At 66.4% G+C, this 22,958-nt stretch carries 22 protein-coding genes; 7 read left to right on the top strand and 15 right to left on the bottom strand.

The window, feature by feature from the left end:
- Positions 1–15 precede the first annotated feature (15 nt).
- The 13 genes from ACYQ1L_RS10515 to ACYQ1L_RS10455 form a co-directional block, all read right to left on the bottom strand.
- A complete protein-coding gene (locus ACYQ1L_RS10515; RefSeq protein WP_460004111.1) occupies positions 16–1,686 on the bottom strand; it encodes a cytochrome c oxidase assembly protein in 1,671 nt (556 codons plus the stop codon).
- Positions 1,683–2,147 carry a DUF3515 family protein gene (locus tag ACYQ1L_RS10510; RefSeq protein WP_460004110.1) on the bottom strand — a complete coding sequence of 155 codons (465 nt, stop codon included), beginning with the start codon at positions 2,145–2,147 and terminating at the stop codon, positions 1,683–1,685. Before ACYQ1L_RS10510 ends, ACYQ1L_RS10515 begins: the two co-directional genes overlap by 4 nt.
- Positions 2,148–2,295: 148 nt before the next feature.
- Positions 2,296–3,855 (bottom strand): apolipoprotein N-acyltransferase, encoded by a 1,560-nt coding sequence (lnt, locus tag ACYQ1L_RS10505; RefSeq protein WP_460004109.1) that lies wholly within the window; start codon positions 3,853–3,855, stop codon positions 2,296–2,298.
- 76 nt (positions 3,856–3,931) lie between these two features.
- Complete coding sequence (locus ACYQ1L_RS10500; RefSeq protein WP_460004108.1) at positions 3,932–4,870, bottom strand: cytochrome c oxidase assembly protein; 939 nt, start codon at positions 4,868–4,870, stop codon at positions 3,932–3,934.
- Positions 4,867–6,405 carry a cytochrome c biogenesis protein ResB gene (gene resB, locus ACYQ1L_RS10495; protein ID WP_460004107.1) on the bottom strand — a complete coding sequence of 513 codons (1,539 nt, stop codon included), beginning with the start codon at positions 6,403–6,405 and terminating at the stop codon, positions 4,867–4,869. The genes ACYQ1L_RS10500 and resB overlap by 4 nt, the downstream gene beginning before the upstream one ends.
- A 124-nt stretch (positions 6,406–6,529) precedes the next feature.
- On the bottom strand, positions 6,530–7,297 hold the full coding sequence (locus ACYQ1L_RS10490; RefSeq protein ID WP_292888481.1) for a cytochrome c biogenesis CcdA family protein: 768 nt from the start codon (positions 7,295–7,297) through the stop codon (positions 6,530–6,532).
- Complete coding sequence (locus ACYQ1L_RS10485) at positions 7,294–7,884, bottom strand: TlpA family protein disulfide reductase (protein WP_460005801.1); 591 nt, start codon at positions 7,882–7,884, stop codon at positions 7,294–7,296. Before ACYQ1L_RS10485 ends, ACYQ1L_RS10490 begins: the two co-directional genes overlap by 4 nt.
- A 2-nt stretch (positions 7,885–7,886) precedes the next feature.
- The gene (locus ACYQ1L_RS10480) at positions 7,887–8,216 is read right to left on the bottom strand and encodes a DUF6804 family protein (protein ID WP_460004106.1); all 330 of its coding nucleotides are present in this window, start codon (positions 8,214–8,216) and stop codon (positions 7,887–7,889) included.
- Positions 8,213–8,755 (bottom strand): signal peptidase II, encoded by a 543-nt coding sequence (locus tag ACYQ1L_RS10475; protein WP_460004105.1) that lies wholly within the window; start codon positions 8,753–8,755, stop codon positions 8,213–8,215. The genes ACYQ1L_RS10480 and ACYQ1L_RS10475 overlap by 4 nt, the downstream gene beginning before the upstream one ends.
- Positions 8,752–9,465, bottom strand: coding sequence for a copper resistance CopC family protein (locus tag ACYQ1L_RS10470; protein ID WP_460004104.1), 714 nt, complete (start codon positions 9,463–9,465; stop codon positions 8,752–8,754). Before ACYQ1L_RS10470 ends, ACYQ1L_RS10475 begins: the two co-directional genes overlap by 4 nt.
- Complete coding sequence (locus ACYQ1L_RS10465) at positions 9,413–9,748, bottom strand: TFIIB-type zinc ribbon-containing protein (RefSeq protein WP_460004103.1); 336 nt, start codon at positions 9,746–9,748, stop codon at positions 9,413–9,415. Before ACYQ1L_RS10465 ends, ACYQ1L_RS10470 begins: the two co-directional genes overlap by 53 nt.
- Positions 9,745–10,656 carry a cation diffusion facilitator family transporter gene (locus tag ACYQ1L_RS10460; protein WP_460004102.1) on the bottom strand — a complete coding sequence of 304 codons (912 nt, stop codon included), beginning with the start codon at positions 10,654–10,656 and terminating at the stop codon, positions 9,745–9,747. The genes ACYQ1L_RS10465 and ACYQ1L_RS10460 overlap by 4 nt, the downstream gene beginning before the upstream one ends.
- Positions 10,657–10,725: 69 nt before the next feature.
- The gene (locus ACYQ1L_RS10455) at positions 10,726–11,388 is read right to left on the bottom strand and encodes a DsbA family protein (RefSeq protein ID WP_460004101.1); all 663 of its coding nucleotides are present in this window, start codon (positions 11,386–11,388) and stop codon (positions 10,726–10,728) included.
- A 714-nt stretch (positions 11,389–12,102) separates the two neighbouring features.
- On the opposite strand from ACYQ1L_RS10455, the gene cmtR reads away from it, so the two are divergent.
- The 3 genes from cmtR to ACYQ1L_RS10440 all read left to right on the top strand — a co-directional run bounded on the left by cmtR (position 12,103) and on the right by ACYQ1L_RS10440 (position 16,143).
- On the top strand, positions 12,103–12,438 hold the full coding sequence (gene cmtR, locus ACYQ1L_RS10450; RefSeq protein ID WP_292888470.1) for a Cd(II)/Pb(II)-sensing metalloregulatory transcriptional regulator CmtR: 336 nt from the start codon (positions 12,103–12,105) through the stop codon (positions 12,436–12,438).
- Positions 12,435–14,546 (top strand): heavy metal translocating P-type ATPase, encoded by a 2,112-nt coding sequence (locus ACYQ1L_RS10445; protein ID WP_460005800.1) that lies wholly within the window; start codon positions 12,435–12,437, stop codon positions 14,544–14,546. Before cmtR ends, ACYQ1L_RS10445 begins: the two co-directional genes overlap by 4 nt.
- A 262-nt stretch (positions 14,547–14,808) precedes the next feature.
- Positions 14,809–16,143 (top strand): peptidoglycan DD-metalloendopeptidase family protein, encoded by a 1,335-nt coding sequence (locus ACYQ1L_RS10440; protein ID WP_460004100.1) that lies wholly within the window; start codon positions 14,809–14,811, stop codon positions 16,141–16,143.
- Between the two features lie 358 nt (positions 16,144–16,501).
- Here ACYQ1L_RS10440 and ACYQ1L_RS10435 read toward each other — a convergent pair whose 3' ends face one another.
- Together ACYQ1L_RS10435 and ACYQ1L_RS10430 are read right to left on the bottom strand one after the other, a co-directional pair.
- Positions 16,502–16,930, bottom strand: coding sequence for a LexA family protein (locus ACYQ1L_RS10435; RefSeq protein ID WP_460004099.1), 429 nt, complete (start codon positions 16,928–16,930; stop codon positions 16,502–16,504).
- A 203-nt stretch (positions 16,931–17,133) separates the two neighbouring features.
- Positions 17,134–17,724, bottom strand: coding sequence for a hypothetical protein (locus tag ACYQ1L_RS10430; protein ID WP_460004098.1), 591 nt, complete (start codon positions 17,722–17,724; stop codon positions 17,134–17,136).
- Positions 17,725–17,783: 59 nt separating this feature from the next.
- Here ACYQ1L_RS10430 and ACYQ1L_RS10425 point away from each other — a divergent pair, with 59 nt between their 5' ends.
- From ACYQ1L_RS10425 to ACYQ1L_RS10410, 4 genes are all read left to right on the top strand, one after another.
- A complete protein-coding gene (locus ACYQ1L_RS10425; protein ID WP_460004097.1) occupies positions 17,784–18,104 on the top strand; it encodes a hypothetical protein in 321 nt (106 codons plus the stop codon).
- Positions 18,105–18,143: 39 nt separating this feature from the next.
- Complete coding sequence (locus tag ACYQ1L_RS10420) at positions 18,144–18,623, top strand: hypothetical protein (protein WP_460004096.1); 480 nt, start codon at positions 18,144–18,146, stop codon at positions 18,621–18,623.
- Positions 18,624–18,677: 54 nt separating this feature from the next.
- Positions 18,678–19,328 (top strand): hypothetical protein, encoded by a 651-nt coding sequence (locus ACYQ1L_RS10415; protein WP_460004095.1) that lies wholly within the window; start codon positions 18,678–18,680, stop codon positions 19,326–19,328.
- Positions 19,329–19,413: 85 nt separating this feature from the next.
- Entirely contained in the window at positions 19,414–22,956 is a 3,543-nt protein-coding gene (locus ACYQ1L_RS10410; protein WP_460004094.1) for a 3'-5' exonuclease, read from the top strand.
- Positions 22,957–22,958 lie beyond the last annotated feature (2 nt).

The following is a 22,958-nucleotide window of genomic DNA, read 5'->3' as shown; positions in this document are numbered from 1 at the left end:
CGTCAAACACTCCGCTCAGGACTCAATCAATCGTCCTGCCACAAAGTCTGACGCGCGACACATCCAGAGCCGCCGCACGCCGCGATGAGGCGCTGTGCTCCTGGCGGAGCGGAGCAGAATGGCGCCGGCGAGGACGGTGATCACGATGCGCGTCTGGTGCCCGAGTGGGTCGGACAGCGCCCATCGAAGTCCCGGCCCGGTCGACGTGGCGGCGGTGACCAGAACGAACACCGCTCCGGCGATGAGTGGGTGTGAGAGCGCTTTGACGGGTCGTGAGTCGCCGATTCGGATCAACCATTCGCGGGCGCCGTCGCTCCCGTCTGTGCGGATCGGGAGAGCCTCCACCGCGAGGCGGTAGGGGGCTGCAGTGACGAGCAGCGCCGGAACCAGCGTGAGGAGCAGAGCGCGTCCCAGCACGTCGATGCTGTGCAGGTAATCACCGTACGCAGCGATGGGACCACTGGTGACCCAGACGAGCAGCAACATCCCCGCGACCCAGGAACAGGTGCGCAGTCGCGGCCAGGCCTCACCGCGGCGTCGCAGTCTCCGGGCCGCCCCGACGTATCCGATGATCGTGAGGGCCGCGATGACAAGCCACAGGACGTCCAGGTCCCACTCGGTGAGCCAGGCCATCGGGGTGAGCGGGGGCGGCACGGGCGCTTCGGTGAGAATCTCCGCAGCGGTCTGGAGAGGCGCCGCGGTGGTGTCGGCGGGCGAGGGTGTTCGCGCGAGTGCTGCGGCGGCTCCGCTGGCGATCCCCATGACGGCGAGCTCGACGGCAACGAAGGTCCAGAAGGTGCCCCCGCCCGTTGCGCTTCTGCTGATGAATCGCCGGCGGTACATCGCACCGAACGCGCCGAGGATGAGGAGGGCCACGACTTTGAGGGCGAGGACTGTTCCGTAGGGGCTGATCAGGTCGCCCGGGTTGCTGACTGATGCGATGGTGCGGGCGACACCGGAAATGACGACGATGCAGAACGCGATCAACGCGAAGCTCGAGTATCGTTCCACGATCACCGGCAACCTGCGGGCGGGCAGCGTCGGCCGGATGATCACTAACGCGACGAGTCCGCCCAGCCAGACGGCGGCACCGAGAGTGTGGAGCACGAGTGCCATGACGGCAGCGTCGTGGTTGGCGAGGCTTCCCGAGTGTCCTTGTGTTGCCATCGGAATGGCCGCGGCGACCGAAAGCGCCCATGTGGACAGGGTCACCCAGGGGCCCCTTGCGGCGAAGGTCACGATCGTGATCGTCGCCGCGGCGAGGGTGGTGATGAGCCAGACGCGGCCCAGTTCCGTGTCGATGAGGAACCGTCCCAGTTGTTGACCGAACTCTGTCCCGAGGGACAGTTTCGGGTTGAAGGACGACAGGAAGGTCAGGAAGCCTGTCGCCCCGCTGGCCACGGTGAACACGGCGGCACTGGCTGAGGCTGTGTCGAGTGCTCTGGCCGACTCCGCGTCGCGGCGGCGCAGCAGGAAGGCGGCCAGGGTCAGTGCACCGATCATGACGGACAGGGAGAGGTTGGCGATCAGCTTGGCGGCCGGGAGCCCCCACCGTACGATCGCGCCGGGATCGTTTACCAGGCGTGGGGCTGCTCCCCCGCCGATAGCGAGCCCGAGGATCATGGTGAACAGCGCAGCGGTGACGAGTATGACGGGGCCGGCTGCTCGGAGCGTCGGTGACTTCATTGCGATTTCTGCCCATCTGCAGGAGACGGCGTTGGCGTGGAGGTCGCACATCCGGTGGTGGTTGCCGGGAGTTGCTGCAGGGTGGAAGCGAGTGCGGCAGCGACCTTGTCTGCCGAGAGGACCCGGGTATCGACGATGGCTTCCGCTGCGGGCGTGCGGCCGCTCGTGGTGAGGCGCAGCTGGGGGCTGTTCGTCGCGTCGACGGTCCAGTCGACGCCCTTGATGATGACGCATTGCAGGGTGGTCTGCGAGGGGGCTTCGACTCCGCATCGGAGGATGGCCGCTTTGTTGCCCCAGGCAGCTGTGGCCTGCGCGTCAGTCCATTGCCGTTTCAGGCCGTCGATCGTGTCTGGAAGGCGCACGGACACGTTCGCGCATCGGGGATCGTTGGCCGCCGGGGCAGGGTCCAACGCGATCGTGGTCGTGCAGCCCGTCACCATCGCTGCGGCGAGCATCAGCATGAGGACTCCTGCTGCGGTCCGCCTCCGCACGGGGTGCTGTGTTGTTGTGGGTGAAGCGTCGGGGCGAATGTTGGAACCTCCGGGCAAGGTTGGCGGTGGGGCGGGGCGGGTCTTGCTGGCGCCCGCGGCGGGTGGGTCTGGTTGGTGTTCAGCTGGCATGGCCCTCGACCGGTGATCGGCCTTCCGGTGCCGCCGGTGCATTGGCGGCGTCCCGCGGACGTCGTCGCCGATGGATGATCCCGAGGCTGAGCATCGCGCCCACGGATAGGACCGGGAGTAGCCCGGTGCTCCGCGGGCCGATGACCGAGGCGGGGGTTCGCCCGGTGCGCAGCGGGAGCGTGGTGACCGTGCCTGCGGCGGTGTCGACGGGGAGAGTATCGATGACGGTGCCGTCTGGGGAAAGGGCTTGGCTCGTTCCGACGGTGGAGATGTTGACGACCGCGCGCCCCGTTTCAATGGCCCGCATCTTCGCGAACGCCAGTTGCTGGAGGTTCTCGCTGCTGCCGCGGAAGTCCGCGTTGTTGGTCTGGAAGACATACAGCTGGGCGCCATGGTCGACCCCGTCCCAGATCACGCGGTCGAAGATGACGTCGAAGCAGATCGCGAGGCCGATGGGCACGCCGCGCAGGTTGACGACCGGCGCATTGCTGCCCGGGGTGTATTCGCGCTGGATGAGTCCGACAAGGTCCGGGACGAGCCGCTCGTAGAACCAGCGGTCTGGCACATACTCCCCGAAAGGCACCGGATTCACCTTGTCGTGGAGTTGACGGTTCGTGGCGTCCGGGTCCCAGAGGAAGGACGTGTTGAAGGTGCGGCCGCCGCGGGTGGTTGCCCCGTTGGCGAGAAGTGGGGCGCCGACCGAGGTCGCGACCTGGGTGAGCGTCGCTGCCGTGCCGGGGGTCGCGAACGCGTCGGAGTCCACGGAGCCTTCTGGCCACACCAGGAGGTCCATGCGGGCACCGCTGATCCGCTCGGAGACGGTCCTCTGCGCCGCGAGCACGTCGCCGGGATTCTTCTGATCGAAGTAGCCGGCCGGGCCATTGCCCTGAACCCACCCGACGGTGAACGTGCCGGTATCGGTGGTGGGGAACTGAGGAACGATCAGCAGCACGGTGAGGATGGTCGCGGCTGGGAGTGCCCCACGGCCGAATCGCCAACCGCCCGCGCGCGCCCATTGCAACAGGCCGGCTGCGACCGCAGCGATGAGGAAGGAGAGACCCGTGACGCCGGTCCAGGAGGCGACTTCGCGGAACGGCCCGTCGACCTGTGTCATGCCCAAGCGTGCCCACGGGAACCCGTTGTAGGGCCACGCTCCGATCACGACCTCCCGGCTGACCCAGATTCCTCCGATCAGCAGCGGGACCAGGATCAACTGTGCCGCTGCTCTGTGCGTCCCCCGGGCCGTCCACCGGTAGGCGAGGACGATCGGCACGGCTCCTGCTGCGGTGAGGAGGGCTTCGAGACCGGACAGTGCGAGACGCGGGATCGGCCCCAGGAACTGGCCGACCCACGCCAGGTGGAGCCCGTAGAACACGGCGCCGAAGACGACGCCGACGAGAAGTGCTGCGCCGACTGACCGTCCGATGAGCGTCGCGAGGGACAGGCCGACTCCGACGAATGCCATCGGCCACCAGCCGGTCGGCTGATAGGCGAGGTTGAGCGCGAGCCCGGCGACTGCGGCGACCGGCAGCGCCAGCCTCAGTCGCATCAGCGGGCCCTCTGTCCCTGGCTGTGTGGGCGGGGCGGTCGTATCGGTGGCACGACGGTGCCTGAGCAGCACCATGTCAGCGTCCGTTTCCGTGCAGGTTTCGGAGGTATTCGTTGTAGCTGTCCAGTTCGGTGTCTCCGTGGGCGTCTTTGTACCGGTCGTCTGCCGCGGTCCGGGTCGTGTCATCGCGGAACCAGCGGTGCATGACGTAGAGCAGCATCAGAACCGTCGGCGCCTCCCCGTAGGACCAGGCGAGACCGCCGGCGAGGCGCTGGTCCTCTAACGGGTCAATCCCGAGGGCGGTCGTGGTGGCGGTGAAGTCGACGACGAGCAGGCTGGTCGCCATCATCAGGAACACCCCGAAGAACGCGTGTAGTGCTGCTTCGGCGAACACGTCCAGTGCGCGGCCGGGGTGACTGAACTTCGAAGGCAGCGGGTCGGACGACAAGACGGGGATCGTGAAGAGGATCCCCGCGACGAGGAAGCCGATCTCCAGCGCAAGATGACCGCCGGGGGTGGCGAGGACGACGTCGGCGAATCCGGCGAGATAGAGCCCGTAGAACGCGGCCAGGTACAGGGGCAGGGTCACCCAGGGGCTGAGCGCCCATCGTGCCGCGGGGTGCCGAAGTCCCGCATGAGCCGTGCGCAGCATCACGAGACCGACCCCATGGTGCGGTGTCGCACGGAGGAGCAGGGTTCCCGGGGATCCGAGGATGAGCAGCGGGGGGACGGTCATCATGAGCGTGAGCTGCTGGAACATGAAGACCGATAGCAGGGCATACCCGTACGCTTCGACACCGACCCCGGTCGTCGCGGCAAGCACCAGGCAGCCGAGCAGGAAGCACACCGTGCGCCAGAGAGGCCACCGTCGACGCTGACGACGAAGACGAACGACCCCGAGCAGGTAGGCGATCGCGAGCACGGCAGCGAGCATCGGCAGGGTCGGAAATGGTCCCTGCGCGGGCAGGAGGAGGTTCGTCAGCGTCGGCGCGTCGTCCGGAATCCAGGGAGTCATCGGTTCTCGCTGCCCGGACGGTCATCGTGGTACTGCCGTGCGTGGTGCTTCGCCAGCGCTGTGACGGCGCCCTGCAGGGTGGGGTCATCGCCTCGGGCGAGCCCGGCATATTCGACCACGATCCCGTCCGTCACGGACCGTGCTTTCACCCACAGCCGCCGGCGCGGCAGGAACAGGCCCGCGAACAGTCCGAGGGTCGCGACAATCGCGAATCCCAGTACCCAGCCGCTGCTCGGGTCGTGCTGGATCTGAAGCGACGCGAAACGCTTCACCGGCGCGGCCGACGAGGAGATCTCCCAGGTGACCGTTCCCAGCCCGTCGGGCAGGTCGGCCGAGGTTCCGGGGGTGAGTTTGAGGGCTTGGACGCCGGTCTTCCCGCCTGTTCGTTGGGTGAGGCCTGAGGTGTCGAGCGTGTAGACGGAGCGGGGCGTGCCGTCGTCGATGCCGAGATCTCCGCTGTACACGTTCATGGTGAGGACCGGGTTGATCACGTCCGGGTAGATCGACGTGAACGCGCCGGAGGGAAGGGTGCCCTGCGTGGGGTAGAAGAACCCGACCAATCCGAGTTGTTCCGGCATCCCGTCGACGACTTTGATGACACCGAGCGAGGTCATGTTCGTGTCTTGCGGCAGGAACGGTTGAGAGTCTCGGTAGACGACGTCCCCGCGGCCGTTTCGGACGGTGAGGGTGGGCGCATAGCCGTTGCCGAGCAAGTAGATCCGGTCGCCGGCGAGCGTCAGCGGAGCATTCACCCGTACGGACAGGTCCTGCTTCTTGGCCGTATCGTCGCCCCGCACCGTCACATTCGCCGAGAAGTCCCCCGCCTGACCGGCGCCGGGCGCGCCGGGCAGTTGGTAGGCGACCTTGAAGTCGTTGAGCCTGAGTGAGTACGGGGTGAGGCCGGCGCCGTCCACGAAACGTCCCGGGTTGAATGAGGAGTAGTCGCTGAGGGCGTTGACGAACGTCGTCCCTTCCACCACCACCCGTTGGCCGGTGTATGCGAAAGATCCGCCGATGGCGACGGAGACGATGATGCCGACCAGCGCGACATGAAAGACCAGGTTCCCGGTTTCGCGGAGGTATCCACGTTCGGCGGAGACTGAGCTCCACCCGGGCCCGGAGTACAGCTCGACTCGATAGCCGGCCTTGCGGAGGAGACCCTCGGCGAGTGTGATGGCCCGTTCCGTGCTGTCGTTCTCACCTGCGGTGACGGGGAGCGTCGTCTGCGTGTGGGCGCTGAGGCGTGACAACCGCGCAGGAGTTCGTGGCGGGCGCGACCGAAGCGCTGTGTAGTGGTGGCGGGCGCGAGGCACGACACAGCCGACCAGCGAGGTGAACAGCAGCAGGTAGATCGCGGAGAACCACGGCGACACGTAGACGTCGAACAGTCCGACACCGTCGACGAACGCAAACAGGTCCGGGTTGTCCCGTTTCCATTGGGTGACGCCGTTCGGGTCGGCGCTGCGTTGGGGGAACAGGGAGCCGGGTACGGCTGCGACGGCGAGGAAGAGCAGCAGCACCAGGGCGGTTCGCATGCTGGTCAGCTGCCGCCAGGCCCAGATCGGTATCCCCCGCAGGCCAATCTGGGGCTGCGTCACGTCGACGGGAGCGCTGTCCAAGTGGTCGTCCGGCCGGTGCGGGTCGACACCGACTTCGGTGTCAGAGCGGGAGGGGAACACGGATCACCACCTGTTGCAGAGCCGACATCAGGGCCGTCCACACGCCGGTCACCATGAGAAGGCCCAGCAGAATGAGCATGACCCCGCCAGCGAGGTTGACGACGCGGATATGGCGGCGCACGAAGCCCGCGGAGCGGGTCGTCCATCCCCAGCCGACGGCGAGCAGCAGGAACGGGATGCCCAGCCCGAGGGAGTACGACAGTCCCAGCAGACCGGCCCGCCACGGATCGCCAAGGTTCCAGGACATGGAGAGAATCGCGGCCAAGGTGGGGCCGATGCAGGGCGTCCAGCCGAGGCCGAGAGCGACACCCAACAGGGGCGCTCCGATGAGCCCGATCTTCTTCGGCAGTCGCGGTCGGATGGTTCGCTGCGCGGTCGCGAACACGCCGACGAAGACGAGGCCGAGCAGGATCACCACGCCGCCGAGAACGCGGACGAGCACGGCCGTGTACTGCTGCAGCAGGAGCCCAATTGTGCCGCCCAGGATCGTCACGGTGATGAACACCGCCGCGAACCCGAGAATGAATAGCGCCACGCCCAGCAGAAGCCTGCCGCGTGAGCGCGTGCTGGTTGCCGGTGCGGTGGAGCTTCGGGGCGAGGGGTCGCCGCCGAGGGCGCCCACGTATCCGAGGTATCCGGGCACGAGCGGCAGCACGCAGGGCGAGACGAAGGAGACAAGACCGGCGAGAGCCGCGAGCGGCAGTGCGATCCACAAGGCACCGTCGACGATGATCTGACCGGAGTTCACCGCGACTCCGCGAGGGTGTCTTTGACCAGACTGGCGAGTATCGAGGAGCTCGGCAGTTGACCGATGATGCGGGCGGCGACGCGCCCCTGCCGGTCGAGGACGACCGTCGTGGGTGTCGCCTGGATGGGTGTCACCCGGGCGAAGGCGAGCTTGACGGTTCCCTCATCGACGTCCATGACGCTGGGGTACGTGATGCCGTTGTCGCGGGCGAACGACAGCGCGGTGGCGGGCTGGTCGTAGGTGTTGACGCCGAGGAAGCTCACGTCCTGCTCTTTGTACTTCTGCCAGACCTTCTCCAGCAGCGGCGCTTCGACGATGCACGGACCGCATGCCGCGTACCAGAAGTTGACGACGAGGACTCGTCCCTCAAAGTCGCTGCTGGAAACGGTCTCTCCGCGCTCGGTTCTCCCTTCGAAGGTGACCGGGTCTCCTCGCTCTGCACGGGGAATCTCAACGACCTGGAAGTTGCCCGCGATGTACCCCTTTTCGTTGCCGCCGCGGTACTGCTCCGTCAGCGGCCCATTTGCTGCGCAGCCGGTGAGGACGAACAGGAGAACTGCTCCGGCAACCGCTGCTGCTCGTCGAATACTCACGGGTGCCTCGTCTTGATCACGGCGCCCGCGACGAGGAACACCAGTGCGGCGGCGGGTTGAGCGATGTCCCAGACGATGCCTGAGAACGGGAACGGCAGCACGGGGTTCCATAGCACCGCGATCGCGCCGAAGATCAACACCCATGCCCACTGTCGGGCTCGGAATGCGAACCATCCGATGATCAGCGCCAGGATCGCCGTCGCGAACAGCGCTACCAGCTTCCAGGATCCAGCCGGCAGGATCGGCGAGAGGAACAGCACCGCCGCCGCGATCAGGGACGGGGCAAGCGCGTTGCGTTGGACAGGTGCCGGGTCACGGGGTTTCATACACGCTGGCCTGAGTTCGGGGACGTGGCACGGGGCTCGATCGCGGCGCTGACCGCCTGGTTCCTTGACCGGCGTCGTAGCCAGGCGCCGACGCCGATCACGACGAAGCCGACGCCGAGCGCGATGTCCGCAAGGTTTCCGATGAACCATGTCCCATAGGCGAGGAAGTCGGTCACATACCCGCGGCCGAACGCGGGGGGCGCGAAGACACGATCGATCAGGTTCCCGATCGCTCCGCCCAGCAGGAACCCGATGCCGATGGCCTGGGACCGTGTGCGGGTGCGAAGAGCTGCGACGAACAACAGCACGGTTATTCCTGCTCCGAGCAGGGTGAGAAGACCGGTGACACCCGATCCGAGGGAGAGCAGGGCGCCCGGGTTGAAAGCCAGGGTCAGCCCGAGGAAGTCACCGAGCAGAGGGATTCTCTGTTCGGTGCTCAACCATGTCATCGCGGCTACCTTGGTGGCCTGATCGATGACGGCGACAAGGCCGGTGACGACGCAGACGATGAAGAACCGGCGTGCTTGTCCGTGTGTCATTGCTGTGCCTCCGCTGGTGCGTCCGTGTCGACTTGTTCGGCGCGGTCTCGTTTGCGGCGTTGCCATCCCGCGTACATCACGACGCCGGCTGAGGCCCCGAGAATCGCCCCGAAACCGAGAACGGTGAGCACACCGATCTGTCCCAGGTCCTCCCGCGGCGGGGCCTCCTGGTAGGGGACGTCGTCTGGTTCAGGAGCGGGGGTCGGTGATTCGTCCGCCGCGGGAACAGTGTTCGTTGCCGCGGTGACGTCGTAGCTGAACGAGTCGGTGACGGTCTTGCCATCGCGCCCCATGATTCGCCAACGCACGGTGAAGGCACCGGTGCTGCTGGTTTTGCGGACGGGTTGGATGACCGTTCGATCCTGGATCCTGGGGTTACCGTCGGCGAGCTCCTGACCTGCCGCATCGGTCACTTCGACGACGATGTTGCTGTCGAGGGCGTGCATGAGTCCGGTGAAGGTCAGGGAGATCTCGGCCGGTGCGACGTCGATTGTGGTGCCCGCGGCAGGTGTCGATGATTCCAGCCCGTCTTCCGCGGCTGCGGGAAGGGCGGCCGACATGGCGAGGGCGACGCCGAGCAGCGTCGCCGTCCCGCCGGCAATGACACGTCGAGGCCATTGCCGGCGGGCCGAGTGCGCTCGCGGCGACGCGTGACTCTCAGAAATCAAAGAGGTCACCGAATCGCCGCCGCCCGCCATGGTGCCCTTCACGGCTGCCGTGATGACCGTTGCCCCGGTTCTGCCCTCGGTCGTAGGTGGGCATGGGTGGGGCGTAGCCGTTGTTCGCCGGCGGTGCGGGCTCGGTGAAGCCTGTGCTGCGCTCGATGATCTTGTCCAGTTCGCCGCGATCGAGCCAGACCCCGCGGCACTGTGGACAGTAGTCGATCTCGATGCCTGACCGGTCTGCGATAAGCAGGTCGGTGGCGTCAATGGGGCATTTCATGGTGACTCCTTCGTATATTTCCGGTTGCGCGTCCTGGTCGGTGCCAGTCACGCGTGGCTTACGTGTTCTTCCGGGTGTGAGCGGGGCTCGAGCTGGAACGTCGAATGCTCGACGCTGACGGGGAAGTGTTCCGCGACGCATTCCTGCAAGGAACGCAGCAGATCGGCGGATTGCTGGGCGGTGAGCCCGTCGTCGACGACGACGTGTGCAGTGAGCGTGGGCAGGTCGGTGGACACCTGGGACGCGTGCAGATCGTGGACCTCCGCGACGTGGTCGAGCTCGTTGAGGTGGCGGCGCACTTCGTCCAGGTCCAGCCCCGGAGGGGTTGCTTCGAGAAGAACGCTCGCTGAGGCGCGCAGCAGGATCAGAGTCCGGGGGATGATGAGCGCGGCGATCAGGATTCCTGCGACCGCGTCCGCCTGGTACCAGCCGAAGACCGCGATGAGGATGGCGCTGATGATCACGGCGACGGAGCCGAGCGCGTCATTGACCACTTCCAGGAACGCGGCCCGCATGTTCAGGTTGTGCTTCCGGCCGCCGAGCAGCACGATCAGCGACGCCACGTTGGCGAGCAGGCCGATGATCCCGAAGAAAAGCAGGCTGCCCGATGCGATCTCGGGCGGTTCGAACAGGCGCCGGACACCCTCCACGAGAGCGAAGATGCCGACCGCGAGCAGCAGCGACGCCTGGGTCAGGGCGCCAAGGACCTCTGCCCGTCGAAGACCCCAGGTGTGCTTCTGGGATGGCGGACGGTTCATCAGATGCGCCGCTGTGACGGCGAGAGCGAGACCGATGACGTCGGTCAGCATGTGCGCTGCGTCGACGAGCAACGCCAGGCTCCCCGTGATGATCGAGCCGACGACTTCGACCACAAAGAACGAGGCCGTGATCCCGAACGCTATGAGGAGGCGCTTGCGTGGGGTCGTCTCGCCTGCGTCATGGCTGTGTCCTGCGCCCATGATGGTTTCCTTTCACCAGGTGACGGATCGGGCCGGGGTGGCGACGGTTCGCCACCCCGGACGATGAGGTCAGTTCTTGTTCTTCGTCGCGGAGGCGACGGCGTTCTCCAGGTCGTTCTGCTTCTGCAGCTCCAACCGCTTGCCGTCAAGGAAGAACGTCGGGGTGCTGTTCACGCCGAGGTTCTGGCCGTCGTTGAGGTCCTGCTCCACCCGTGTGATGGTGGCGGGGTCCGCGACGGCCTTGTCATAGGCCGCCATGTCCAAGCCCAGCTCGGTCGCATATCCACGGAACACGTCAGCGCGCGACGTTTTCGCTTCGGCCCAGTCGGGTTGGGTCGCGAAGAGACGGCGATACATGTCCTCGAATCGTCCCTGCTGGGCAGCCGCCTCGGCGGCGACAGCGGCGTTCGTCGAGTTGAGGTGGCCGGGCAGGGGGAAGTAGCGGACGACGTAGGTGATCTTGCCGGCGTAGGTCTTTCGAAGCTCTTCGACGACTGGGTACCAGGCGCCGCACGCCTCGCACTCGAAGTCGAGGAACTCGACCAGTGTGACCGCCCCCTTACCCCCCTCGTCGAGGACGTGTGAGTTGGGTCGCTGGACTGGGGGCGGCCCGGCTGTGGGATCCGGGGCCCCCTGAGCTGACGGGCGGGTGAGGGCAAAGACCAGCACGATGATCAACAGGACGACGATCACGGCAGCGGTCACGATCGTCGCTTTGACGGACGTTCTCATTCGGGGTACTCCAAACACAGGTACGGCGGTAGAAACCTCGGAGGAAGCTCCGGGGCTCGAGGCATCATCGGCAGAGGATGATGGCCGTACTCAGGTTCGGGAAAGACCCAGCTGTGACAGGGACGGACCGGTCGTGCGCGGGAGAAGGTCGCGCATCATCGACAGACGGAACGGAAGCTCTCGCCGAGGGGCGAGAAGACCGACGAGCGTACGCCGTCGCAGCAGCCCCCTCAGTGCGAGGGCAAGGATGAGGCCGCCCAGCGCCCCCAGAATGCACAATGCCCCGGCGCTGAGGGAGCCGTACTCTCGCTCGGACGCTGCAGGAGCGTCCGAGGACGATTCCGCCGTCGCGGCGTGCGTCATCGCCGAGTTCGGGAGTGCGCTGGTCGCCGTGTTTGAGGGGGCTTGGCTGCCCTCGAGGTGCGATGCTGCGGCGATGCCGGTGACGAGCAGTATCGCCAGGCCGAGGATGCTAATGATTTGCATTATCAGCGCCGCGTGACTCCGCTGCTCGCACTGGGTTCCAGCCGAGAGGGTCACATGCCAGATGATACCCGGTCGTCCCACGAGAACCTGATGAAGGAGCCGATAATCGGACGGGCAGCGGCGCTGAGACCGCCCGTGCGACCTGCGTCGAGCACCCGGCGGCTTCCCGTGAGAGGGCAGCCAGGATCTCGACCATCCAGAATTCACTATTCGCTGTATAGTCAGTACATGCTGACTATTGCTTCCCGTCTGGATGTGATGAACCGGCTGGGGAGGGCGATGGCGGACCCGACCCGAGCCAGAATCCTTTTGGAGCTCTTGGACCACCCGGGGTATCCCGCGGAGCTCGCGCGGGACCTCGACCTCACGCGCACCAACGTGTCCAACCATCTGGCGTGCCTGCGTGGCTGTGGTCTGGTCGTCGCGGCGCCGGAGGGGCGCCGCACCAGGTACGAGATCGCCGACCCGCACCTGACGATCGGACTGCGGCACCTCCTCGAGGCCGTGGTTGCCGTCGATGAAGGGGTCAGTTGCGTCGACGAGAACTGCGAGTGCTGCGCATGAGCGAAGAGTGCTGTGGCTCTGATGAGCAACGGCAAACCGTTGGGCGCAAACGTGTCGAGCTGCGACGCTCACAGGCAGGAGGCGACGCCTGCTGCGCGGTGAGCTCGGCGACTGACAGCGTCGATCTCGCCTCTAGGTCGTCTGAGGCCGATGCTTGCTGTGGTCCGGACGGGGCCGCGGTTGCTGCGGTGGCCGATGCGGCCCGCTCGTCGTGGTGGCGCGACTCCGCGTTGCTGCCGTCTGCCCTGTCGGGGGCGTTCCTGGCCGTGGGGTACGGGCTGGAGTGGGCGGGCTTGCCCATCCCTGCGTTGGTGCTGCAATGGGCGGGTCTGCTCGTCGGCGCCTACACGTTCGCCCCTGGGGCGATGCGTCGTCTGATGCGTGGCCGTCTTGGTGTCGGCCTGCTGATGACGATCGCCGCGATCGGGGCAGTCTTGCTCGGCCGTGTCGGTGAGGCCGCAGCCCTGGCATTCCTGTTCTCCCTCGCCGAGGCACTCGAGGACCGGGCGATGGACCGCGCCAAAGAGAGCCTGCGCGCCCTGCTTTCGTTGATCCCCGACACCGCCCGCATCTCCCGGCTGAGCGGAGACCTGACGGTCCCTGCCCAGGATGTCCGTGAGTTGGACATTCTGGTCGTCGGTGCCGGCGAACGCGTACCGACGGACGGTGTTGTCGTCGAGGGGCGCTCCAGCCTGGACGCCTCGGCGATCACCGGTGAGTCGATCCCGGTCGAGGCAGGACCCGGCGACTCGGTCATGGCCGGATCCGTGAATGGGGCGGCGACACTGCGGATCGAAGCGACCGCGGACGGTCGTGACAACTCCTTGACCCAGATCGTGTCCCTGGTGGAGCAGGCGCATGCTCGCAAAGGCAACAGGGCACGTCTAGCCGACAAGATCGCCCGACCTCTTGTCCCGGCCGTTCTGGTCGCGTCAGCACTCGTTGCACTGTTCGGGATCCTGATTGGCGACCCGTGGACGTGGATCGAACGCGCTCTCGTCGTTCTCGTCGCGGCCTCACCCTGCGCATTGGCGATCGCGGTCCCGGTCACGGTGATCAGTGCGATCGGAGCCGCGTCGAAGTTCGGTGTCGTGGTCAAATCCGGGGAGGCCTTCGAACAGCTCGGGACGATCCGCACTGTTGCCTTCGACAAGACCGGCACCCTGACCCGCAACGAGCCCGCTGTCGCCGAGATCTTCCACACTCCCGGCGTCAGCAACGACGAGCTCCTCGCATGGGCGGCGGCCGTCGAAGCGAGCAGCACCCACCCGCTGGCCGCGGCGATCACCAAAGCATCCTCCTCCGCCGTACTGGCGACGGGAGTGGTCGAAAACGCCGGGCGCGGTGTATCCGGAACTGTGGACGGGCGGCGGATCCGGATCGGGAACGTGCGATGGATCGATCCCGGTCATGCTCGCGACGTCGCGGAGTCGATGTCCGCACGAGGCATGACCGTCGTCGTCGTCGAAGCGGACGGAGTCATCGCCGGATTGATCGGCGTGCGAGACGAACTGCGCCCGGAATCAGCCGAAACGATCCGAATGCTGCAGGAGCTGGCGATCGATGCGGTCATACTCACCGGTGACAACGCCCGCACCGCCCGGGCGATCGCATCGGAGGCAGGCATCATCGATGTCCGCGCTGAGCAGCTCCCCGCCGACAAGGCCGCGGCCATCGACACTCTTGCCGAGACGCAGCCGACCGCCATGGTGGGCGATGGCATCAACGATGCCCCCGCCCTCGCGGCCGCGACGGTCGGGATTGCAATAGGCGTGAACGGCTCGGCCGCCGCAATCGAGTCAGCCGATGTCGCATTCACCGGACACGATCTCCGCCTCATACCCGACGCACTCGCCCATGCCCGCCGCGGCCGCCGCATCATGACGGCCAACATCGGTCTCGCCCTGGCCGTGATCATCGGACTCTTCCCGCTCGCGCTCCTCGGCATCGTCGGGCTCGCCGGCGTGGTCTTGGTGCACGAGCTTGCAGAGATCGTCATCATCCTCAATGGCCTTCGAGCGGCCCGCCGCCCCCTGCCCGACCGCCGGATGTCACCGCTCGCCGAACTGTCGCCGAGCCTTGCCACGGATAGCGTCGACGTGCAATAGCCGCCCCCGGCTGCGGGTCCGTGGCTTCGGCCAGCCTCCGAGGGCTCATCGCACAGATGTCGACCCAACCGATGTGTTGCGGTGCCACGGCGGGAGCGTGTGACATTTCTTTCATCGAGCTGGGAAAGCACCACCTTTGGGCGTGCCGACCGGGAGCCTTCGCGATGCCCGGGACTATGGAATCGTCGGAGGCCGCCACAACACTGAGCACCGTTCCCTCCCGACGTGACACGCCGCTCCAATCGCCCACCGAAAGGGCAAAGTGAACGACCAGACTCCGAAACACCCCCGACGAGAAGCTGACCCGCGAGGATTCGGCTCCACGACGACGGCACGCGACTCTGTTTGGAAGTTGCACGTCAGCCGGCGCGGCGCCCTGGGAATCGGAGCGCTGAGCCTCGCGGCCTTCTCCTCGCTCGGCATGGGTATCCCCGCTGCGTTCGCATCGTCGTATCCCAGCTGGGACGATGTACAGCGCGCAATGAACGACGAGGGCGCCAAGGCAACAGAGGTCGCTCGCATCCAAGCGCTCATCAGCGACCTGACGCAGAAGGTCGCCGACACTCAATCCGCCGCCGCAGCAGCCTCGGACCAGTTGTATGCCGCTCAGCAACAGTTCTTCGCCGCGATCACCAAAGCAGATCTCCTACAGGCGCAAGCTGACTCGAGTGCACGAGTCGCAGACCAGGCGGCACGCAAAGCGAATCAGGTCGCCGCGCAGCTGGCCCGCGACGAGGGCAACGACCCCGCCCTCCGCCTTTTCTTCGCCGGTAACGCGGAGAACACCGATGACCTGCTCACCCGTCTGGGCACGATGGACAAGTTCCTCGACTACAGCCGGTCTGTCTACGAGAACGCAGTCTCGACGCGGAATACTGCGCAATCGCTCGCCGACCAGGCGAAGGTCGCGCGAAACGAGAGAGACCGGCTCCAGCAGGCCGCGGAAGAGAAGATGAAGGCCGCGCAGGCAGCAGCCCAAGCAGCCAAAGCGGCCCTGGACGAGCAGGCTTCCAATGTCGAGACCCTGAAGGCACAACTCGCGGCGTTGAAAGACACGACGACCAACACCGTCGCGGGGTACCAAGCCGGCGTTGCCGCCCGAGCGGCGGAAGAGCAGGCACGACGTGAACGCGAAGCGGCCGAAGCCGCAGCGAACGGAGGTGGCGCGGCCGCCGGATCAGGCGGATGGGTCCGACCCCACGGCGGCGCACGCAGCTCGAGCTACGGCCCCCGCACACCCGACTGCGGTCCACAGGGCTGCTCCTCCAGCTACCACTATGGCGCTGACCTCGCGAACGGGTGCGGAGCCCCCATCTATGCCGCCAACTCCGGCACGGTGGACTACGCCGGCCGCAACGGAAACTACGGCAACTACATCCGCATCCAGCACGGCGCAGGCATCAGCACCGGCTACGCGCACATCATGGATGGCGGCATCATCGTCGACAGCGGTCAGCAGGTCGGCTCGGGCCAAATCATCGCCTACGCCGGCGACACCGGACGCTCCTTCGGATGCCACCTGCACTTCGAGGTCTACATCGACGGCGGATACACCAACCCCATCCAATTCATGGAAGACCGCGGAGTCTACGTCTGACCTCAACGCACTCCACGAAGCAGAGCTCGCAGTAGACCTCAGATACGCCCTTGTCGCCGAGCAGCGTCCCCCGCAGAACGGCCGGCTTCGCCGACGACATCTGATGGGCGCCTTCTCGCTCGTTTGACGCACGCAACTTTCCGCAGGCCGTGACCTCGGAGTGCGCTCTGTCCTCGTTGATTCTGCGTTTGGGTCCGAGGTTGCTCGTGGTCCGACGTGCCGTGGTCGCCGAGTGCCTACTGGACAGTGTCGAGACGTACACAAGCCAGAACGAGTGGCACCCCCTCCAGATCCGGGCGGAACACCCTCTCCCAGCTCGCGTAGGCGGAGTTAACATCCACGTGGGCCAGAATTTCGATCACCTCAAATGGTGCAGGCAGTACGTCGCGACACCCCAGACGGTCAGGTCCGCGAGCTCGGGGACGACGATGTCGGGGTACTCGGCGTTGTCGGCCTTCAGGACGACGCCACCCGCGGTGACGTGCAGCCGTTTCAGGGTGAGCTCGCCGTCGAGGACGGCCACGATCACGTCACCGTCGCGGGGCGTCGTCGACCGGTCAACGAGGAGCTCGTCGCCGTCGTAGATTCCGGCGCCGGTCATGGAGTGCCCGGACGCCCGGACGATGAACGTCGCCGCGTCATCGTCGACGAGCATCGCAGTCAGGTCGATCGGGCCGTCGTAGTAGTCCTGGGCGGGGGAGGGGAAGCCGGCGCTGACGGCGATCGGGGCGACGTTCAGGACCGTTACCGTGGCATGTGACACGGGCCGAGGCGTCAGCAGGTGCATCACACCACCCCTAGAACCGAACAACAAGACGATAGTCAAGTATGTGCTGGTTGACTGACATTCGGAAATATGCCTGATCGGATCCGCGTGGCGTACTTCATCGGTCGCACCGGGTATGTGGAAGGCATCGCGGAATCGCCTCCGGGCCGGCCACCAGCCCTCGGGGGCGATTTCCCAGTCCGCGGGGAACGCCGGAGCGGTCGTCAGGCACCGTCGGACGCGGCACGCAGCCGTGCGACCGCGTCCGGGAAGAGACCATCGAGCTCAAGGTACGACGCGAGATGCTTCGCGTACGCGTCCGTGTTCCGGTCCCGGCCCGGGTCCTCCGCCGCACGAATCGCGTCCGCGACGACCTGATCGGACGCCTGCCCGGTGCGCACGAGCCGGGTCAGCTCCCGCATATCGTCGAGCAGTTCCTTCGGGTCCCGGGCGTTCGCGGGCAGCGGGGCGGCGATCACGCGCAGGCGTGCGTTCGCCGGGACCGGGTAGCTCGTCGTGCCGTCGTCGTAGATGATGTCGATCATCGACCGCATGTCGGACAGGCGCGTGTACCCGCGAACGTCGAAGACACGCCGCTGCACGATGACCTCGCTGTCCGTCTCGTCGTTCCACGCGTCGCCGACGACGACGTCACCGACACGGATTGCATCGGCGCGGGTCGGCACGGGCTCAGCCACGACGACCGGGGCCTCGAGGGTGTCCGTGGGGCGTGTGCGGGCGTGCGCCGCGAACTGCCCGCCCGCGGTGGTTCCTGCCGGGTGGTGGATGTTGCCGTGCCCGTCGATGCTCGTCATGCCCAGTACACGAGCGGCCAGGAGGCGAGCGTGGCCGACCGGCCGGGTATGTGGTCGGTATGGACTCTCCGCAGACCGACGTCAGGGACGTGAACCTCGACGAACTGGAAACACTCGCACACGCGGCGACCGCCGGCCCGTGGCGATGGACCGACCACCGCGTCCCGGACCTTCTGGGACGTGCCGGGGACCCGGGTACCTACGAGTACGAGCGGGAGGTCATCGAAGCCGCGCACTGGGGTGACTGCGGATGCCGGAGCGCGTGCACGCTCGAACTGAACATCCGCCCGCAGGACCGTGCGTACATCGCGAGCGTCAACCCCGCGACGGTGCTGGCCCTCATCGGGCGGGTCCGGGAGCTCGAGGCCCGGATCGCGTGACCGGCCGGGCGGGGCCCGCCTGCCGCCCGTATCTCCCACATGAGCACGTTCGAGCACGACCATCCCCGCGGCCAGCCCCGCAACGCAGGACAGTTCCGCCGGAGGGCGGCGACACTGCCGGATGAGAACCTCCCGACGGCACACAGGAACCGGTTCGAGGACCTGGACGACAGCATCATCGAACGAGGCGAGCGTCCGCTTCGCCCGCACCTGCCGTTGCAGGCCGGCGATGACGACGAGTTCTTCGACTGCCCGGCCGGCACCCGGCTCATCTACATCGACGAAGACGGTCAGCACGAGTACGTGAAGCGATGGGACGAGTCCGGCTTCGGCGTGTGGGCGGACACGACGAATCCTGACGGACGGGAACGGACAGCGGGGGAGGTCTGGGAGAGCCTGTTCGAATCCCCGCAGGTCGCGGTCGGGCTCGAACCCGGCAGCATGCATGACGCGGTCCTCCACCTGCCCGCCGGCATCCAGTACTCCGATCGCACCCACTTCATCCGGGACGCCAGCTGACACCGGCACGGCGCCGGCGGCCGCAATCGGTCGTTCGCCGCACGTGTAGCGAGCATGACCACCTTCGAGCAGGACCATCCCCGCGGCCAGGCCGGCAAGTTCACCGTCAAGGACCGCACCATCCCGGACGCTGAGCTGTACTCCGAGGACGACGAGGCCGCTGACGCCGCATTCGAAGCCCTCTGCACGCAAGCGGACGAGCTCATGGCGCAGGCGGACGAGGCGGGCGTCGATGCCACGGATCTCGACGACAGCATCGACAGCGGAGACCCGGAGACCATCCGGGACGGGATCCGACGGCTGCGAGCCCGACTTCACCCGGACTTCGCCGAGCAGGTTGACACTGCCGATCGGGCGGTTCTCGAATGCGCCCTGTGGTCTTCGAGCGACTGGACGAGCGGTGAGCCGCTCGACGGTGCGTACGGTGTCGATGACTTCGACGCGGCGACCGCGGCGCAGCTTCGCGCGGACACGGACGCGTTCATCGCCGACAACCATGAAGCGCTCTCCCGGGTCATCGACGCGTCCGGTGGCTCCTACGACTGGTCCAACGTCGGCCACGACTTCTGGCTCACACGGAACGGGCACGGTGCGGGCTTCTGGGATCGTGGGTTCGGGGAAGACGGCAAAGCGCTCAGCGAAGCCGCCCACGCCTACGGCGCCATGGACCTGTACGCCGGTGACGACGGGAGGATCTACGGCTGAACGGGAGCACGCCGCGACCGCCCGGAGGTGCCCGGTCACGGGTATGTGAAAGGCAGACACCACCCGCGATCCCCTGGGAGCATCCGTGAAGCCCACCGAAGAGCAGCAGCACGCCATCGACCTTTTCGCCGGCGGCGGGAACGTCGTCGTCGAAGCCCTTGCGGGAACCGGGAAGGCGCTGCGCAACGACCAGCGTGTCCTGACCGATGAGGGGTGGGTTCCGATTGGGGACGTCACGATCAACCATCGCGCGTACGGGTCTGACGGGAAGGCCCACGCCATTACCGGAGTGTTCCCGCAAGGCCAGCGTCCTCTTTTCAGAGTCGTCATCAGCGACGGCACCGAGATCTATGCCGACGGAGACCACCGTTGGACGGTTGAGAATACGTTCGACAGATCGGCGAAGCCCGGGTTCACCGCGCGGGTCATGACGACCCTTGAGTTGATCCGTCACGGGGTCCGTAGCCCAAAGGGCCGGGCGAAGTGGTACCTGCCTCCGCTTGCTCCGATCGATCGAGACGACGTGGAGCTGCCCATTGACCCCTGGCTTCTCGGCGTGATCCTCGGGGATGGCTGCATCAGCGCCTCGCTGGCCATCAGCATGCCTGACCCTGAGATCCTCGCCCGGGTGCGGGGCATCGTCGAGCCCCTGGGCGTGCAGGTGAGGAGGAATGGTTCGGATGAGTCTTGCATCGACTACCGAATCTCTTCTCGCCGGAGTCGACCGGGGAGGAAGGGATTCTGGAACCCTCTTCTTGATGCATTGAACGATCTCGGGCTTAGGGCGGCCGCGCAGACGCTGGCTACGAAGTCGAACGTGAAGTTCGTGCCCGAACAGTACCTGCGAGCATCCGCATCGCAGCGGCTCGAGCTACTCCGAGGGCTCTTGGACACTGACGGCACACGTGGCACAGGTCCCAACTCGTTCGAGTTCTATTCCATGAGTGTCGATTTGGCGGATGCGGTCGTGTCCCTCGTAAGGTCTCTTGGCGGGACAGCCCGCAGAAAGAGCAAGCGCAGCGCGGTAAAGGGTGCGCATGGCGCACGGTACGACGAGTCGTTCCGCGTCTACGGCGTCTTCCCGAGTGCCGTCTGCCCATTCTGGCTACCGCGGAAGGCAGCGGACTGGGGACTTGGGGCCCGGCTTGAACCGTTCCGGACCATCGCGAGTATTTCGCCCGCGCCCGCCGCAGAGGCCACCTGCATTGCGGTAGACGCGCCGGACAGCCTGTACGTGACGGAAGGCTACGTGCTCACCCACAACACCTCGACATTGCGGTTCATGGCTGACGTCGGGGCGGCGCGACGGCGGCGTGGTCTGTACGCCGCGTTCACGAAGGGCGTGCAGCTCGAAGCGCAGCGGAAGTTCCACGGCACCGGGGTGCAGGCCCGGACGATGCATTCCCTCGCGTTCGCGGAGTTTGGCAAGCCTATGCAGCATCGGCTCGGGAAGCAGCCTCCGATGCGGCCGACGGAGAGGGCGCAGATCCTCGGGATCAACGACAAATACCTGCTGACCGCCGCCGACGGCAGCGGGCTCCCCGGGGCGCTCAGCCGTCAGCAGCTGGTGTCCTACACCGGGCACACGATGAAGGCGTTCCTGGGGTCCACCGCCGAGCATGTCGACCCGGGCATGGTCTACCTGCCGCCGACGCTCGCCCCGAAGCTGAATGAGCGGGGAGAGGCGCGACTGCGCGCCACGATCGCCGAGTTCGCGGAGGCGTACTGGCGTGACCTGCAGGACCCGAACGGGCGGATGAAGTATCTTCCCGACGCGTACCTGAAGTCCTGGTACCACTCACATCCGGTTCTGCCGTTCGACTACGTCATGTTCGATGAATGCCAGCCCTCGGACACTGTGGTGTGGGCTCTGGAAGATGGCCACGGCAACTTCAAGAACCGCATCCGCCCCGTCACCATCGACACCCTTCGGGAAGGCGACCGCGTTGTCTCGTACAACAAGAACGGAAGGCTTCGTGCTCATGGGGCTCGCGTTGCGGGGATCTCCAGCAGGCACTTCACTGGCGACCTCGTTACGGTCAAGACTGACTCTGGCCTCACGTCGTCGTACACGCCGAACCACCGATGCATCGCCGTGCTCGGGCCAGCGTTCCTCGGTAAACACGCGGTCTATCTGATGCGTAGGGGGGACAGCTACCGAATCGGCGTGACGGGGCCACGGACGGTCGCACGGAGTCGAACCGCCGACTGGTCTGGCAGAGCGATGCCCCTTGGTCTTGCAACCCGTATCAGCGAGGAGAAGGCAGACGCGATCTGGGTACTTAGCCTCCATGAAACCAGGGCCGAGGCGCGGCTGGCAGAAGAATGCGTGTCAGCCAAGTTCGGTATTCCGCAAACCCGATTCATTGCCGGTCAAGGGCGACTAGATGTGACGCAGGAACGCCTGGACGAATTCTGGCGCGAGTTCAGCGACAACTCTGATCGCGCTGAGGCGGCGCTCCGTGCTCACAACCGGGATATCCGCTATCCGTTCACGAGTCGCGGTGAGTCACGCTCCCTGACGTACTGGAGGCCACGCGAGATCCGAGCCGTGAACCTCGTTGACGGGATGCTCGTTCTCGACGCGACCGTGATGGTTGACACTAACGGGCAATGGAACCGCGGCGCCACGACTCCGATCCGGGTCGGCCGTAGGGGCTACGACGACAGGGTCTGGTCGATGACCATCGATCCTGATCAGACGTATGTCGGTGACGGAATTGTTACTCACAACTGCCAGGACGCTGACGCGATCATCACCGCCGTGCTGCTGGAACAGGACACCCAGATCGTCGCGGTCGGCGACAGGAACCAGCAGATCTACGAGTGGCGCGGCGCGAACTCGGCCATGGATGCGTTCGGCGGTGAGCGGGCGACTCTGCGGAAATCGTTCCGGTTCGGGCCCGCGATCGCCGACTACGCGAACGGCTGGTTGGATGCGATCGGCGCTCCCGTGGACATGCGGCTCATCCCTTCCGACAAGCTGTCCACCGTCCGGCGTCGCACCCCGTTCACGGGCCGGCAGCCGGACGGGGTGCTCACCCGCACGAACGCGACCGCGATCGACGAGATCGTCACCGCGCAGGAGGAAGGCATCGCGGTAGGGATCGCGGGGGAGAAGAAGGCTCAGGAGCTTCGGGAGCTGGCTCAGGCGGCCGAGGACCTGCAGGAACGCGGGTGGACGAAGCACCCGGAGCTCAGCGTGTTCAACACCTGGTCCGACGTTCGCACACACGCGGAATCTGAGGACGGTGAGGACCTTCGCCCTCTCGTCGCTCTCGTCGACCGGGTCGGTGCGCGGCAGGTCGGACGGGCGATCGACCGGTGCGTTCCCGTTCAGGATGCCCGGACCACGGTGTCGACCGCCCACGTCGCCAAGGGCCTGGAATGGCCGCAGGTGCACATCGCCGACGACTTCCGGGAGCCGAAGCCGGGGGAACCGATGCCCGCGGAGGAAGCACGCCTCGCGTACGTCGCCGCGACGCGTGCGATGCGGTTCCTCGACCCGTACGGTCTGGAATGGTTCGAACGGTTCCGTGCCGATGGTGGTGTCGTCGCCGGCGCGGAGACGCCTGTGAGCGCTCAGACGGGTTCGACAGTGGCAACCTCGGCCGGTGGGGGTATGTGAAC

This window comes from Microbacterium xylanilyticum, assembly GCF_054654695.1.
The sequence above is the reverse complement of the archived record's forward strand: the minus strand, read 5'-3'. Positions and strand labels throughout refer to the sequence as shown.